The organism is Variovorax sp. P1_H2 (assembly GCF_056405295.1).
On record NZ_JBFUCJ010000010.1, the window covers coordinates 40,804 to 55,447 of the forward strand.

At 68.6% G+C, this 14,644-nt stretch carries 12 protein-coding genes; 5 read left to right on the top strand and 7 right to left on the bottom strand.

Going from position 1 to position 14,644, the window contains the following annotated elements; genetic code table 11:
* Positions 1–40: 40 nt before the first annotated feature.
* The 3 genes from ccsB to AC1D2E_RS06020 all read right to left on the bottom strand — a co-directional run bounded on the left by ccsB (position 41) and on the right by AC1D2E_RS06020 (position 4,275).
* Entirely contained in the window at positions 41–1,357 is a 1,317-nt protein-coding gene (ccsB, locus tag AC1D2E_RS06010; RefSeq protein WP_478196553.1) for a c-type cytochrome biogenesis protein CcsB, read from the bottom strand.
* Entirely contained in the window at positions 1,354–3,495 is a 2,142-nt protein-coding gene (locus tag AC1D2E_RS06015) for a cytochrome c biogenesis protein ResB (protein WP_478196554.1), read from the bottom strand. The genes ccsB and AC1D2E_RS06015 overlap by 4 nt, the downstream gene beginning before the upstream one ends.
* Before the next feature lie 105 nt (positions 3,496–3,600).
* Positions 3,601–4,275, bottom strand: coding sequence for a c-type cytochrome (locus AC1D2E_RS06020; protein ID WP_478196555.1), 675 nt, complete (start codon positions 4,273–4,275; stop codon positions 3,601–3,603).
* A gap of 70 nt (positions 4,276–4,345) precedes the next feature.
* Here AC1D2E_RS06020 and yihA point away from each other — a divergent pair, with 70 nt between their 5' ends.
* Both yihA and AC1D2E_RS06030 read left to right on the top strand, forming a co-directional pair.
* Entirely contained in the window at positions 4,346–5,092 is a 747-nt protein-coding gene (gene yihA / locus AC1D2E_RS06025; RefSeq protein WP_478170734.1) for a ribosome biogenesis GTP-binding protein YihA/YsxC, read from the top strand.
* Between the two features lie 49 nt (positions 5,093–5,141).
* The gene (locus AC1D2E_RS06030) at positions 5,142–6,053 is read left to right on the top strand and encodes an alpha/beta fold hydrolase (RefSeq protein ID WP_478196556.1); all 912 of its coding nucleotides are present in this window, start codon (positions 5,142–5,144) and stop codon (positions 6,051–6,053) included.
* 117 nt (positions 6,054–6,170) lie between these two features.
* Here the strand turns inward: AC1D2E_RS06030 and AC1D2E_RS06035 are convergent, their stop codons facing one another.
* Both AC1D2E_RS06035 and AC1D2E_RS06040 read right to left on the bottom strand, forming a co-directional pair.
* The gene (locus AC1D2E_RS06035; protein WP_478196557.1) at positions 6,171–7,058 is read right to left on the bottom strand and encodes an LpxL/LpxP family acyltransferase; all 888 of its coding nucleotides are present in this window, start codon (positions 7,056–7,058) and stop codon (positions 6,171–6,173) included.
* Positions 7,055–7,933 carry a lysophospholipid acyltransferase family protein gene (locus tag AC1D2E_RS06040; RefSeq protein WP_478196558.1) on the bottom strand — a complete coding sequence of 293 codons (879 nt, stop codon included), beginning with the start codon at positions 7,931–7,933 and terminating at the stop codon, positions 7,055–7,057. The genes AC1D2E_RS06035 and AC1D2E_RS06040 overlap by 4 nt, the downstream gene beginning before the upstream one ends.
* A 186-nt stretch (positions 7,934–8,119) precedes the next feature.
* Between AC1D2E_RS06040 and metK the strand changes: the two genes are divergently transcribed.
* The gene (metK, locus tag AC1D2E_RS06045; protein ID WP_478196559.1) at positions 8,120–9,301 is read left to right on the top strand and encodes a methionine adenosyltransferase; all 1,182 of its coding nucleotides are present in this window, start codon (positions 8,120–8,122) and stop codon (positions 9,299–9,301) included.
* A gap of 5 nt (positions 9,302–9,306) precedes the next feature.
* On the opposite strand, the gene AC1D2E_RS06050 is transcribed toward metK, so the two are convergent.
* Positions 9,307–9,936: a phosphoribosyltransferase gene (locus tag AC1D2E_RS06050; RefSeq protein WP_478196560.1), complete on the bottom strand. Its 630-nt coding sequence runs from the start codon at positions 9,934–9,936 to the stop codon at positions 9,307–9,309.
* Between the two features lie 22 nt (positions 9,937–9,958).
* Positions 9,959–12,076, bottom strand: a complete 2,118-nt coding sequence (locus AC1D2E_RS06055; protein WP_478196561.1) for a TonB-dependent receptor domain-containing protein — start codon at positions 12,074–12,076, stop codon at positions 9,959–9,961.
* Positions 12,077–12,357: 281 nt separating this feature from the next.
* Between AC1D2E_RS06055 and AC1D2E_RS06060 the strand changes: the two genes are divergently transcribed.
* Together AC1D2E_RS06060 and AC1D2E_RS06065 are read left to right on the top strand one after the other, a co-directional pair.
* Positions 12,358–13,926: a phospholipase D family protein gene (locus AC1D2E_RS06060; RefSeq protein ID WP_478196562.1), complete on the top strand. Its 1,569-nt coding sequence runs from the start codon at positions 12,358–12,360 to the stop codon at positions 13,924–13,926.
* Between the two features lie 10 nt (positions 13,927–13,936).
* Positions 13,937–14,629, top strand: coding sequence for an HAD family hydrolase (locus AC1D2E_RS06065; protein ID WP_478196563.1), 693 nt, complete (start codon positions 13,937–13,939; stop codon positions 14,627–14,629).
* Positions 14,630–14,644: the final 15 nt, after the last annotated feature.

Genomic DNA, 14,644 nt, shown 5'->3' on the forward strand with positions numbered 1-14,644 from the left:
TGCCCGCGGATCATTTCGCAAGCGAAAGGCCGGCGTGCGCCTACAGGGTGCCGTAGCTGTGCAGCCCGCTCAGGAACATGTTCACGCCCAGGAAGGCGAAGGTGGTCACGGCCAGGCCGCCGAGCGCCCACCAGGCCGCCACGGTGCCGCGCAACCCCTTCACGAGCCGCATGTGGAGCCAGGCCGCGTAGTTGAGCCAGACGATCAGGGCCCAGGTTTCCTTCGGGTCCCAGCTCCAGTAGCCGCCCCAGGCGTCGGCCGCCCAGAGGGCGCCGAGGACCGTGGCGATGGTGAAGAAGGCGAAACCCACGGTGATCGACTTGTACATCACGTCGTCCAGCACCTCGTTGCCCGGCAGCCGCGCGGCGATGCGCTTGCGGCCCATCAGGATGCCGGCCGCGATCAGCGCCGAGATGGCGGCATAGCCGACCCAGTAGCTGCCGCCCGCCTCCTGCACCCGCTGGCGGAAGGCCACCGGCACGAAGCACAGGGCCACACCCAGCAGCCAGATCGGCGTCAGCTTGTACCAGCGGGTCTCGTCGGCCTGCTCCTTGATCAGGTAGGCGAAGGCGACCATGGCGGCCAGCGAAAAGGTGCCGTAGCCGATGAAATTGGCCGGCACGTGCAGCTTCATCCACCAGCTCTGCAGCGCCGGCACCAGCGGCTGGATCTCGTGGGCCTCGCGCACCAGCGTGTACCAGAGCAGGAAACCGACCGCGGCGCTGACCACCAGCATCACGAAGGCGCCGAGCGCGCGCGTGCGGTAGCGCGATTCGAAGTAGAGATAGAAGGTGGCGGTGAGCCAGCAGAAGAGGACGAACACCTCGTACAGGTTGCTGACCGGAATATGGCCGATGTCCGGGCCGAGCTGGTGGCTCTCGTACCAGCGCACCATGCTGCCGATCAGCGCCATCGTGACCGCGGCCCAGGCCAGCCGCGAGCCGATCAGGTCCATGGCGTCGCCCTGCCTGCCGCCGAAGAAGCCGATCCAGTAGAACAGCGTGCTCATGAAGAACAGCACGCTCATCCAGAGGATGGCCGACTGGCTCGACAGGAAGTACTTGAGCCAGAAGACGCTGTCGGCGCGCGCCAGGTCGCCCTGGTAGGACACGATGGCCAGCAGCGCGGCGGCCGCGACCACCATCGCCAGCACCCGCAGCGGGCGCCAGAACCAGCCGAGCCAGATCGCGGCCGGCGCGGCCACCACCAGGATGGACTGCTCGTAGTAGTCCATCGCGCCGTGATAGCGCGAGAACGCGAAGAAGGCCCCGGCCAGCACCAGCAGCGCGAACACCCAGTCGAGGGCGTTGCGGCGCGAGAGCCAGCTGTCGTTGAGCGTGAGCGTGGTGGTCGTCATGACGCGGTGTCTTTCCTGATGGCGAGCAGCTTGTGCTTCAAGTGCTCGAATTCGCGGTCGCTGTCGATGGTCTTGCGGTTGACCGAGAAGGCCAGGGTCGCCGCGGTGCCCTGGGCGTTGTCGCCGTCTTTCGCGAGCCACACCCACAGCCGGCGCTCGCGCACGTACAGCATCGCAAAAATGCCCACGATCAGCAACAGGCAGCCGAGGTAGACGATGTTCTTGCCCGGCGCGCGCGCGACCTGGAAGACGCTGGCCTGCACCTGCTTGAAGTCGCTCATCATCATCGCGACCGGGGCCGGATAGAAATGCGCGTCGCTGATCGCCAGCACCGCCTGCGTGAGGTAGGCCTGCGACTTCTCGTCGGCCGGCATGGCCGCCAGCCCGGCCTGCTCGCGGCTCAGGTTGAGCACCTCGAACAGCACCTCGTTGAGGATGCGCACCAGCACCGCGGCCGCGCGTTCGCGCTCCGCCTCGGGCACGTTGGCCTCCATGAACTCGGCCACCGCCTGCCAGCCGCCGCTGCTGACCGCGTCCGCCTTGGCGCGCTCGGTGCCTGCGAACAGCGCCAGGGCCCGGGCGGCCGAACCGCGCAGCTGGGCCGCCAGCTCGGGGCGCTTGGGATCGGTGGCGCGCGCGATGTAGCGGTCGAGGGCGCGGTCGCGCAGCTTGGCATCGGCCAGGGCGGCGCGCATGCGCACGAAGCCGTCCATCGAGCCCTGTTCGTCGGCCGGCACGCGCAGGTAGCGGAAGGGCTCCTCGGGCCGCTCGCGCACGCCCAGCAGGAACACCGGCTGGCCATCGCCGGTGTCGACCGGGACCATGTAGTTCTGGAACTCGCGCGCCTGGCCCGAGGCGTCGCGCAGCTTGTAGCCGATGCTGGGGCCGATGTTGCGCAGCACCTTGGGCTTGTTGGTCTTGTTGGCGGCGCCCAGGCGCGACTCGAGGTCGTGGCGCAGGTCGACCTTGCGCACGTCGGCGCCGCTGGACATCGCGCCGCCGGCGCTGTCGCCGAAGTTCTCGACGTTGATCACGCGCAGCGCCACCAGCTCGAGCGTGAGCCGCTCGCTGCCGTTGGTGATCTCGCTGCTGCCGCCGATGGTGCCGTCGATCTCGAAGGGCTTGGCCGCCGCGCCCATCGGTACCGCCTTCAGCTTCACGCTGGAGCCGCCGTCGTCGAAGCTCGACTGGTAGATCTCGACGCCCTTGTAGCTGGCCGGGTGGTTGACCTCGATGCGCTTCGGCAGCTGCTCGCCGGTCTCGCGGTCGTGCAGCACCACCTCGCTGGCGAACAGCTTGGGCATGCCGGTCGAGTAGTACTCGACGATGAACTTCTTGAGCTCGATCGAGAACGGCAGGTCTTGCAGCAGCACGCCGTCGGACTGGTTCAGGATCGCGACGCTCGCCTGCGCGCCCTCGGGCACCAGGATGTTGCCGCGGAAGGTCGGGTTGCGCGGCGACAGGCGATGCTCTGGCGCCACGTCCGCGATCAGGCCGCCACCGGTATAGACGCTCTTGCCGTTGAACCAGGTCTGGGCCCGCACCACCAGGTCGCCGTCGAACAGGCCGCCGATGCAGACCAGCACGATCGCGCTGTGGGCGGCGATGTAGCCGAGCTTGTGGGCCCCGCCGGCACGCGCGGCGACCATCCAGCCGTCGCCCTGGCGGTGCTGCAGCTTGACCTTCCAGCCGCCGCCGGCGAGCAGCTGGCCGATGCGCCTGGCCGCGCCGTCCGGGGTTTCGTCGAGCACGGTCTCGGCGCGCTGGCCGAAGGCCTTCAGGCTCTGGGCCCGGATTCCTTCCTTGACGGTCCTCAGGTCCCTCAGGATGTGCGGCGTGTTGCGCGCGATGCACAGCGAGGTGCTGATCACCAGGAACAGCAGGATCAGCAGGAACCACCAGGCGCTGTAGATCGAATCGAGCCGGGCGGCATGGAACAGCTCGGCCCAGAAGGGCCCGAACTGGTTGACGTAGTTGCCGAAAGGCTCGTGCTGCTTGAGCACGGTGCCGATGATCGAGGCGATGCAGATGATGGTCAGCAGCGCGATCGCAAAGCGCATCGACGAGAACAGCTCCACCGCCGCGCGGACCGCTGGGGGGCCGCGACGGACACGAAGGCCGTGGGTGGAGACTGACATGGGTGCGAGGCGTGAAAAGCAAACAAGGCGGGCCATCCTGCTGGATCGGCCCGCCTTGTTAGGAGTTTGTTGTCGGCGGTTGGTTCAGGCTTCGAGAGCCGGAGTTCAGCGCAGGCCGGCGATGTAGTCTGACACTGCGGCGATTTCCTTGTTGCTGAGCTTGGCGGCCACCCCGGTCATGACCGGAGAATTCAGTCGGGTGCCTTCGCGGAACAGGGTCAGCTGCTGCGCGGTGTAGTCGGCGTGCTGGCCGCCCAGGCGCGGGTACTGCGCCGGAATGCCGGCACCGTTCGGGCTGTGACAGCCAGCGCAGGCCGGAATCTGGCGATCGGCGACGCCGCCGCGGAAGATGCGCTCGCCCAGGCCGACCAGGTCCTTCTCCTTCGCGTAGCCGGTCTTGATCTTCTTCGAGGCCGCGAACCAGGCGATGTTGCGCATGTCCTCGTCCGACAGCGCCGAAGCCATCGGCTTCATGATCGCGCTCTTGCGCTTGCCGGACTTGAAGTCCTGCAGTTGCTTGAGGATGTACTCGGGGTGCTGCTGCGCCAGCTTGGGGTTCGCCGCGATCGCCGAATTGCCGTCCGCGTTGTGGCAGGAGGCGCAGCTCTGGCTGTTTGCCGGCGTGGCATTGAAGACTGCGTCGCCCTTGGCGAGGTCGGGCTTCGGCGCCTTGGCGGGCGCCTCGGCAGCCGGCTTTGCAGCGGGCTCGTCAGCCGCGAAGCTGGCACTGGCGGCGGCGCCCAACAGGGCTGCAAGCAGAATTTTGGCAAACAACTTCATATCGGGGGCTTGGATTTATGGCGCAAAACCCGGCGATTCTACAATGGCGCCCCAACCCGAAAGCCCATCGATGACCACCCCGACGCGGAAGCCCGCCGTCAGCTACTCCCGCAAGGCGACCGCCGTCGACCCTCAAGCCGCCGAACGCGCCCGCGTGGCGCGCGGCTGGCTGCACACCGCCCACTTCCTCACGAGCGCGCCCCAGCTCGAGCATCTGCCGCCTTTCGAGCTGCCCGAGATCGCCTTCGTCGGTCGCTCGAACGCGGGCAAGTCGACCGCCATCAACACGCTCACGCAGCAGACCCGGCTGGCCTTCGCCTCGAAGACGCCGGGCCGCACGCAGCACATCAACCTGTTCGGCGTCGGCAAGCAGAAGGTCGACGATGCGGTGCTGGCCGACCTGCCCGGCTACGGCTATGCGGCCGTCCCGAAGGAGGCCAAGCTGCGCTGGCAGCGGGTCATGGGCAACTACCTGATGACCCGCCAGAACCTGCGCGGCGTGGTCCTGATGTGCGACCCGCGCCACGGGCTCACCGAGCTCGACGACATCCTGCTCGAAGTGATCCGGCCGCGGGTCGAGGAAGGGCTCAAGTTCCTGGTGCTGCTGACCAAGGCCGACAAGCTCACGCGCTCGGACGGCGCCAAGGCGCTGTCGATTGCGCGACTGCAGGCCGGCGGCGGCGAGGTCAAACTGTTCTCGGCACTGAAGCAGCAAGGCGTGGACGAGGCGGCCGAGCTGCTCTGGCGCTGGGCGCACCCGGAAGACGGTGAGCCCGCGGCAAACCCCGAGCAAGCCCCCATCGACGAGCAGCCCTGAACACAGCGCGGGCGCCTCCTCGCCGCTTGGACCCCTAAGGAGACAACCTGTGATCGAGACTTTCGCCCGTGCGCTGCCGAACGGCACCACCCTGAGCTGCCGCGCGGCCGGTGCCCCCGGCCGGCCGCTGATGGTGTTCCTGCATGGCTTTCCCGAAGCCGCGTTCATCTGGGACGAACTGCTCGCGCATTTCGCAGCCCCCGAGCACGGCGGCTTTCGCTGCGTGGCGCCGAACCTGCGCGGCTTCGAGAAGTCCAGCGCGCCGGCCGAAGTCTCGGCCTACCGCGCCCACCTGCTGGTGCAGGACATCGCCGAACTGGCGGCCAGCGAGAACCCGGCCGGCCGCATCGACACGCTGGTGGCGCACGACTGGGGCGGCGCCTTCGGCTGGGGCTTCGGCAACCGGCACGCCGACCGCCTCGGCCGGCTGGTGATTCTCAATTCGCCGCACCCGGGGACCTTCGCGCGCGAACTCCTGAACAGCCCCGAGCAGCAGGCCGCGAGCGCCTACATGAACTTCCTCGCCCGCCCCGATGCCGAGGCCCTGCTGGCGGCCGACGACTACCGCCGCATGTGGCCCTTCYTCCTCGGCATGAAGGCCGGGCCCGAGGGTTTCGGCTGGCTCACCGAGAAGGTCAAGGACCAGTACCGCGAAGTCTGGGATGCGGGCCTCACGGGGGCTTGCAACCTGTACCGCGTGACGCCGCTGAAACCCGCGATGCCCGGGCAGCCGGCGCCCGCGATGCCGGAACTGCCCCATGACAAGCTGACCGTCGCCGCGCCCACGCTGGTCTTGTGGGCCCTGGACGACAAGGCACTGCTGCCCGGCTTGCTCGAAGGGCTGGAGGACTATGTGCCGAAGCTCGAGATCGTCAAGGTGCCGGGCGCCACGCACTGGATGGTGCACGAACGCCCGGAATTCGTCGCCGGCGAGATCGAGGCCTTCTGGCGGCGCTCTTAGTCAGTTGAGGACAGAGCAAAAACTGCTGCGCAGTTTCTTGGTCTGTCCCGCAAGGTCTCAGAAGCCGAGGACAGAGCAAAAACCGCTGCGCAGTTTCTTGGTCTGTCCCGCAAGGTCTCAGTAGACCGCGGGTTCGCCCTCGGGCCGGGTCTTGAAGCGCCGGTGCACCCAGTAGTACTGGGAAGGCATGGTGTCGATGTAGCCCTGCAGGCGCCGGTTCATGAGGGCGGTGTCGGCCACCGCGTCCTCGGTCGGGAAGTTCTGCCACGGCGGCAGCACCTCGATCTCGTAGCCCTCGCGGGTGAGCTTCGAGACCACCGGCACCACCTTGGCCCGGCCCAGCCGTGCAAAGCGCGACAGCGACGGCACGGTGGCCGCCTGCACGCCATAGAAGGGCACGAACACGGTCTGGTCGCGGCCGAAGTCCATGTCCGGCAGCAGGTACAGCAGGCCGCCCTTGCGCAGCCCCGCGACGATCGGCTTGATGCCGTCGACACGGTTCAGCGTGATCACGTTGCCGAAGCGCTTGCGGCCCTCGCTGACCCACTGGTCGACCATCGGGTCGCGCTGCGTCGTGTAGATCGTGGTCGAGGGCCGGTCGGTGTGCATCGTGAGCGCCGTGGCGGCCGCGTCGAGCCCGTAGAAATGCGGCGCGAACAGGATCATCGGCTCGTGGCCGTGCGCGATCTCCTCGATCACGTCGGCTGCGCCCACCACTTTGAGGCGGCGCGCCACCACCGCCTCCGGCGCGTGCCAGAGCCAGCTGCGGTCGAACCAGGACTGCGCCACGTAGACGAAGGTCTCGCGCGCCATGCGATGCCGCTCGGCCGGCGTCTTGTCGGGAAAGCACAGCGCGAGGTTGGTGTCGACCACCCGCCGCCGCGGCACCGCGACCACATGCAGCAGCCGCCCGAGCAGCGCGCCGAAGCCGCGCACCAGCGGGAAGGGGACGTGCGCCAGCGTGCGCATGAAGCCGATGCCCAGCTTCGAGGTCAGGCGACTCATCGGGCAGCCTCCACCGCCGCCTCGGCACGCGGGTGCTTGTAGCGGGCGTAGTCCCAGACGTACTGGCCCGGCAGGCTGCGGATCAGTTTCTCGATGCCTTCGTTCATTGCGGTGGCGGCGGCCTCGGGCGTGGCCTTGGGGTCGCTCATGGCCGTGCCGTCGAAAGGCACGAAGCGGATCGCGTAGCCGGCGCCGCGCGGCAGCCGCTCGCAGACGCCGAGGAACACGCGGGCGCCGGTCTGTTGCGCCAGGCGCGGCAGCAGGGTCATGGTGTAGGCCGGCCGGCCCAGAAAGGGCGCCCAGACGCCCTGCCCCAACGGCGGCACCTGGTCCGGCAGCAGGCCGGTGTAGCCGCCACTGCGCAGGGTGCGGATCAGGCCGCGCACGCCGGACACCGTGGTCGGCAGCGTCTGCAGGCCGGGGCGGTCGCGCGAGCCGGCGATCAGCTCGGCCATGAATTTCTTGCGCGCCGGCCGGAACAGCGCGGTGATCGGGCCGTAGTCCTTGAAGAAGCGTTCGCCGACGGCCTGACCGAAGGTTTCCCAGCTGCCGAGGTGCGGCGATACCAGGATCACGCCCTTGCGGGCGGCCAGCGCGGCCTCGAAGGCCTCGACACCCTCCCAGCGCACGATGCGCGGCAGCAGGCTTTCGCTGCGCGGCCGGGCCCAGACCCAGGGCAGTTCACCGACCATGGCGCCGGCGGCGGCGATCGCCGGGCGGTACTGCGCCGGCGTGAAGCCCGCCGCCTCGGCGTTCGCCTTGAAGCGCCGGCGGTAGTCGGGGGCGAGCCACCAGACCAGCCAACCCAGGCAGCCGCCGAACGCGTGCATCACTGGCAGCGGAACACGGGCGAGCAATCGGAACAAGGCAATCATCGAAACATGGGGATGTAACAGGACGCGCGCGCAAGGTACAGCGCGGCTCGAATAGAATGCAAATTGTCGCTGAGTTATGGAACTACTTGCAGGGCGACGTTAAACACCACTGCTAAAGCGTTCGCCAGAGCTCCGGAATGGGTCGGCAACGCGCCAATTGACCTGCTGCAACGGAGTTTGAAACACATGGCGAACGATTTTCTCTTCACTTCCGAATCCGTCTCCGAAGGCCATCCCGACAAGGTGGCCGACCAGATCTCGGACGCGATCCTCGACGCGATCTTCGAACAGGACCCGCGCTCGCGCGTGGCCGCCGAGACGCTGACCAACACCGGCCTGGTGGTGCTCGCCGGCGAGATCACGACCAATGCGCACGTCGACTACATCCAGGTCGCACGCGACACCATCAAGCGCATCGGCTACGACAACACCGACTACGGCATCGACTACAAGGGCTGCGCCGTGATGGTCTGCTACGACAAGCAGTCCAACGACATCGCGCAAGGCGTGGACCACGCGAGCGACGACCACTTGAACACCGGCGCCGGCGACCAGGGTCTGATGTTCGGCTATGCCTGCGACGAGACGCCCGAACTGATGCCGGCGCCGATCTACTATGCCCACCGCCTGGTCGAGCGCCAGGCCCAGTTGCGCAAGGACGGCCGCCTGCCTTTCCTGCGCCCCGACGCCAAGAGCCAGGTCACGATGCGCTACGTGGACGGCAAGCCGCACAGCATCGACACCGTGGTGCTCTCGACCCAGCACCACCCCGACCAGAGCGAGACGCCGACCAAGATGAAGGCCTCCTTCGTCGAGGCGGTGATCGAGGAGATCATCAAGCCGGTGCTGCCCAAGGAGTGGCTCAAGGACACGCGCTACCTGATCAACCCGACCGGCCGCTTCGTCATCGGCGGCCCGCAGGGCGACTGCGGCCTCACGGGCCGCAAGATCATCGTCGACACCTACGGCGGCGCCTGCCCGCACGGCGGCGGCGCGTTCTCCGGCAAGGACCCGAGCAAGGTCGACCGCTCGGCCGCCTACGCCGCCCGCTACGTGGCGAAGAACATCGTCGCCGCCGGCCTGGCGCGCCAGTGCCAGATCCAGGTCGCCTACGCGATCGGCGTCGCCCGGCCGATGAACGTCACGGTCTATACCGAAGGCACGGGCGTGATCCCCGACGAGCAGATCGCCGAACTGGTGCAAGCGCATTTCGACCTGCGCCCGAAGGGCATCATCCAGATGCTCGACCTGCTGCGCCCGATCTACGGCAAGACCGCCGCCTACGGCCACTTCGGCCGCGAAGAGCCCGAGTTCACCTGGGAGAGCACCGCCAACGCGGCGGCGCTGCGCGCTGCCGCCGGGCTGTAAGGTCCTCAGGCTTTTTCGAGCAGCCGGCAGACCTCCTCGTCGGAGGTCTGGCCGAAGTCCTGGTACCAGAGCCCGACGGCGTGGAAGTGCTCGGGCGTGCGGAGGCAGACCACCTCGTCGGCGACCGTGCCGACGCTTTGCAGCGCTTCGCGCGACGCCACCGGCACCGCAACCACGATGCGCTGCGGCCGGCCGGCGCGCACCGCCATCGCGGCGGCATGCATGGTGGCGCCGGTCGCCAGGCCGTCGTCGATCAGCAGCAGCACGCGTCCCTCGAGCCTCAGCGGCGGACGCTCGCCACGATAGAGCCGCTCGCGGCGCACCAGCTCGGCCTGTTCGCGCGCCACCACGGCCTCGACCTCCGCCGCGGCCACCGGCCAGGCGAGCGTCGACTCGTCCATGTAGCGCACGCCGCCGGAGGCGATGGCGCCCATCGCGAACTCCTCCTGACCGGGATAGCCGAGCTTGCGCACCACCAGCACGTCGAGCGGCGCGCCGAGTGCATGGGCGACTTCCCAGGCCACCGGCACGCCCCCGCGCGGCAGCCCGAGCACCAGCAGGCCGGGCCGCCCGCGCCAGGCTTCGAGGGCCTTGGCGAGCAAACGGCCGGCATCGCATCGATCCTTGAATTTCATCTGCAGCTCCTGCAGTCGGGATTCAGAAACGATACGCCGCGCTCATGCCGAGCGTCCAGTTTCGCCCCGGTGCCGGCTCGTAGTAGCGGGCATTGCCCTCGTTGACGATCACCGAGCCGACGTACTGCCGGTCGAACAGGTTGTCGATGCGCGCGAAGGCATTCAGGTCCCAGCGCTGCCACTGCATGACATAGCCCGCGAACAGGGCGACCACCGCGTAGCCCGGCGCGCTCACGGTGTTGCGGTCGTTGGCCTCGATGCTCGCCAGTGCGCGCAGCTCGGTGCCGGCGCGCCAGCCCTGGGGCGGCACCCAGCCGAAGGAGGCGAAGAACGCCTGGGGGGCGATGCCCGGGATGCGGTTGCCGGCCGGCACGATGCCGGCCGCGGTGCAGGGCAAGGTCGTGCAGAAGGCGTCGCTGTAGCGTGCGTCGAGCCAGGTGTAGGCCAGCTGGGTGCGCCAGTGGCCCTCGCTCTCGTGCTGCCAGGCGAGCTCGAAGCCGTCGCGCGTGGTCCGTCCGGCGTTCTGGAAGGTGGCCCGGCCGCCGACGTTGGTGGCGGTCACGATCTCGTCGCTGGTGCGGGTCTTGAACAGCGCCGCCGTGAGAAAGCCACCCGCGAGCCGCGCCTTGGCGCCCACTTCGACACTGTCGTTGACGGCCGGCTGCAGCGCGAAGTTGAGGCCGCCCAACCCGTCGGGGCGGTACGAGAGCTCGTTCAGCGTCGGCGTCTCGAAGCCGCGGCCCACCGAGGTGTAGAGCGCCAGGTCGCGCGTGGCCTGGTAGCGCAGCGACGCCACCGGCAGCGTCTCGGCGTAGCGCGCGCTGCCGCTGTCGTCGCGGTTCGCGCCCACGATGTAGTGGTCCTGCGAATCGAAATCCACGGTGCTGCGGCGCACGCCGGCTTCGAGCGTCCAGCGCTCGTCCAGGCGCCAGGTGCCCTGCAGGTAGGGGTCGAGGTCGTAGACCTCGTTGGTCTCGTTGCGGCGCAGCCGCCCCTGCACGCCCAGCACCGGCCGTGCGACCGTGCCGAGGTAGTTCTCGTAGCCCGTGCGCTGCTCGCGCAGCTTGTTGTATTCCAGTCCCGCGACCAGCTCGAAGGGCCGCCCGGCCAGCCGCAGCTGCGAGATCCAGCGCAGGTCGGCACCGCCGAAATCGCGCGCCAGCCCGATCACGCCGCCGGCGCTGGTCGGGCTCAGCTGCGCCGAGGGCGGAATCGCCTGGTACTGCGAGGTCTTTCGCTCGCCGCCGTAGACCAGCATGCGCAGCGTGTTGTCGGCATCGAGGAGGCGCTCGTAGGTCAGCCCGGCCTGCGTCTGGTCGACGCTCTTGCGGGTGTCGAACTGCGTCGCGACGGCCGCGCTGCGCCGGTTCAGCGCGTACTGCTCGGCCGTCAGGCCGAGCGGATCCTGGGCATTCAGATGCACGCTGTTGGCGACCAGCGTCAGCCGGCTGCCATCGTCGAGTGTGAAGCCCAGCTTGCCGTTGACGATGCTGCGATCGGCCGCGCTGTGGTCGCGATAGCCATCGGTCTCGAAACGGCCGGCGCTCAGCAGGTAGTCGACCGCGCCGGAGGAGCCGCTGGCCTTGACGCCGGTGCGCGTGGTGCCGAAGCTGGCCGCGGCCAGAGAGAAGCCCAGCTTCGGCGGCCCCTCGCCGGTCTCGGTGAAGGACTGCACCACGCCACCCGAGGAGTTGCCGTAGAGCGCCGAAAAGGGCCCGCGCAGCACCTCGACGTGGTCGACCGAGCCGATGTCGATGTTGGAGGTCTGCCCCTGGCCGTCGGGCAGCGTGGCGGGAATTCCGTCGACGTACAGGCGCACGCCGCGCACGCCGAAGGTGGAGCGGGCGCCGAAGCCGCGGATCGAGATCTGCAGGTCCTGCGCGTAGTTGTTGCGGTTCTGGATCTGCAGCCCGGGCACCCCGCTCAGGCTCTCCGACAGGTTCACGCCGAGCCGGCTGTCGCGCATGTCCACGCCTTCCACCCGGTCGACCGAACCGGCGACGTCGAACAGCGGCGTCGGACCGGCCGGCGTCGAGACCGTGATCTCGCCCAGCATGGGTGCGCCGCCGGCTTCCTGGGCCCGGGCCGCGGACGAGGCTGCGAGCAGCAGGCAGGCGAAAGCAACGGCGGAGAATTTCATCGCCGAGATTCTGCGGTGCACCGCAGCGCCATCGGCGAAGGGCAAGACCCTATGGCGCGCCGATGCAGGACCGGCCTAGGCGCGTCGCGCGGGCCGGATCCAGCCGAACCACAGGCCGACCGCGACCGGGATGCCGAGGGTGACCCACACATGATGAACGGAAGATGAACAGGCCCGAGCGACCCTGCGGCGCACCCTGTCGGCCGGCCGGCTACGATCCGCTGGCCGTTCGAGCCTGGACGGCCTCTCCTTTTCTGGTTGCCCGCGCTTTCCCGCTGCAAATGCTCCGCTGCCTGGTCCTCTCCCTCGCCTGCCTGCTCTCGGCCTGTGCCGGACTGCCCACCGTTCCGGCAGTGCCGTACGCCCCGGCCATTCCGGCCTCGCCGGCCACCGAGCTGGGCCGGCTTGCCGCGCCTTTCAACGCCCCGTCCGACAGCCTTTCGGGCGCACGCGTGCTGGCGCAGGCCGCGTTCGCACTGGACGCCCGGCTGGAGCTGATTCGTCGTGCCCAGTCCTCGCTCGACCTGCAGTACTACCTGCTGGGCAACGACAAGACCGGCAAGCTGATCCTGCGCGAACTGCGCGACGCCGCCCGGCGCGGCGTGCGGGTGCGCCTGCTGCTGGACGATTTCTATACGGCCAAGCTGGACCCGCTGCTGCTCGGCCTGGCCTCCTGGCCGAACGTGGAGATCCGGCTGTTCAACCCCTTCGTGGCCGGCCGCGACCACGCGGCCACCCGCTGGATGAGCTTCGCGGCCGATTTCCGCCGGCTCAACCACCGGATGCACAACAAGCTCTTCATCGCCGACGGCGCGTTCGCGATCGCCGGCGGACGCAACCTGGCGGACGAGTACTTCCTGCGCAGCGACGGCGCCAACTTCATCGACCTCGACATGCTGCTGGCCGGCCCGGTGGTGACCGGACTCCAGACCATCTTCGACAACTACTGGAACAGCGAGGTGGTCTGGCCGCTGCACGCCATCGTGCCGGCCGTCGAGCCGACGTCGGCACTGCGGGCGGAATTCGACCGCCGGACCTCGCGCACGGAAGCGCCGCTGCCGCCGGCGCTGCCCGAGACCGACATGTTCGGCGACCCGCCGCTCGGCACCCTGATCGCCCAGGGCCGGCTCGAGATGATCCCGGCCCAGGCCAACGCGGTGGCGGACTCGCCCAACAAGGTGCTGCGCGCCGAAGACGACGACACCGCCCGGGAGCGCCGGCCGCCCACGGTGGCCGAGCGCATGCGCGTGGCACTGGACCTGGCCCGTTTCAGCATCGACATCGTCTCGCCCTATTTCCTGCCGGGCGAGGAAGGCATGGCGCAGATCGCGCGGCTGCGCGCGCGCGACGTCCAGGTGAGCGTCGCGACCAACTCGCTGGCCGATACCGACGAGCCGCTGGTCAACATCAACTACAACAACTACCGCGTCGAGATGCTCCGCCTGGGCGTGCAGCTCTACGAGGTCAGCTCGGAGCAGATCAGGCGCAGCCTGAACCTGCGCAAGGTGTTTCGCCAGTCGCGCGGCCGGCTGCACGCCAAGCTGACCTTGATCGACCGCGAATGGGCGCTGATCGGCTCGCTCAACTTCGATCCCCGCTCGGCCCACATCAACACCGAAATGGGCGTGCGCCTGCATAGCTTCGAAGTCGCCCACCGCCTGCTGGAGGCCTTCCAGGTCGACAATGTCGAAAGCGCCTACAAGCTGCAGCTGAAGCCGGGCACCGACCAGATCCAGTGGATCAGCACCGACGGCGAGAACGTGGTGCACGACGACGAGCCCGATGCCAACATGCTGGTGAAGATCAAGCTGCTGCTGTTCTCGTGGTTCGTGCCGAGCGACTTGCTCTAGGAGACTGCGAATGCAGGACATCGTCTTCTTGCTCGACGTCGACAACACGCTGCTCGACAACGACGGCGTGGTCGACGATCTGCGCCGCCAGCTGATCGACAACTTCGGCAGCACCCGGGCCGAGCGCTACTGGGCCTTCTTCGAGGAACTGCTTGGCGAACTCGGCTACACCGACTACCTGGGGGCGCTGCAGCGCTATCGCCTGCGCGAGTTCGGCGACGACATGAACGACCCGCGGCTGCTGCAGATGTCGACCTTTCTCGTGGACTATCCGTTCGCCGACCGGCTGTATCCGGGCGCACTGGAAGTCGTCGGGCACCTGAAGCGCTTCGGCACCCCGGTGATCCTGACGGACGGCGACGTCGTGTTCCAGCCGCGCAAGGTGCAGCGCTCGGGACTCTGGCAGGCCGTCGACGGCCGGGTGCTGATCTACATCCACAAGGAGCTCATGCTCGACGCGGTGCAGAAGCGCTATCCGGCGCGCCACTACGTGATGGTCGACGACAAGCTGCGCATCCTCTCGGCGATGAAGGCCGCGTGGGGCGAGCGGCTGACGACGGTCTTTCCGCGCCAGGGCCGCTACGCCCTCGACCCGCTGGAGACCGCCGCGCATCCCGCCGCGGACATCTGCGTCGAACGCATCGCCGATCTCCTCGATTGTCCCCTCGCTGCCCTGCAGCGTCCGGCAACGCCCGCCCCTTGAACGCCACCCGGGAGC

Excerpts from the sequence above, each read along its gene's own strand:
- AC1D2E_RS06040 (WP_478196558.1), bottom strand. The coding sequence starts at position 7,933 with ATGATTGCCTTGTTCCGATTGCTCGCCCGTGTTCCGCTGCCAGTGATG.
- AC1D2E_RS06020 (WP_478196555.1), bottom strand. The coding sequence starts at position 4,275 with ATGAAGTTGTTTGCCAAAATTCTGCTTGCAGCCCTGTTGGGCGCCGCC.
- AC1D2E_RS06015 (WP_478196554.1), bottom strand. The coding sequence starts at position 3,495 with ATGTCAGTCTCCACCCACGGCCTTCGTGTCCGTCGCGGCCCCCCAGCG.
- AC1D2E_RS06035 (WP_478196557.1), bottom strand. The coding sequence starts at position 7,058 with ATGAGTCGCCTGACCTCGAAGCTGGGCATCGGCTTCATGCGCACGCTG.
- AC1D2E_RS06060 (WP_478196562.1), top strand. The coding sequence starts at position 12,358 with ATGCTCCGCTGCCTGGTCCTCTCCCTCGCCTGCCTGCTCTCGGCCTGT.
- AC1D2E_RS06050 (WP_478196560.1), bottom strand. The coding sequence starts at position 9,936 with ATGAAATTCAAGGATCGATGCGATGCCGGCCGTTTGCTCGCCAAGGCC.
- yihA (WP_478170734.1), top strand. The coding sequence starts at position 4,346 with ATGACCACCCCGACGCGGAAGCCCGCCGTCAGCTACTCCCGCAAGGCG.
- ccsB (WP_478196553.1), bottom strand. The coding sequence starts at position 1,357 with ATGACGACCACCACGCTCACGCTCAACGACAGCTGGCTCTCGCGCCGC.
- AC1D2E_RS06055 (WP_478196561.1), bottom strand. The coding sequence starts at position 12,076 with ATGAAATTCTCCGCCGTTGCTTTCGCCTGCCTGCTGCTCGCAGCCTCG.
- metK (WP_478196559.1), top strand. The coding sequence starts at position 8,120 with ATGGCGAACGATTTTCTCTTCACTTCCGAATCCGTCTCCGAAGGCCAT.
- AC1D2E_RS06065 (WP_478196563.1), top strand. The coding sequence starts at position 13,937 with ATGCAGGACATCGTCTTCTTGCTCGACGTCGACAACACGCTGCTCGAC.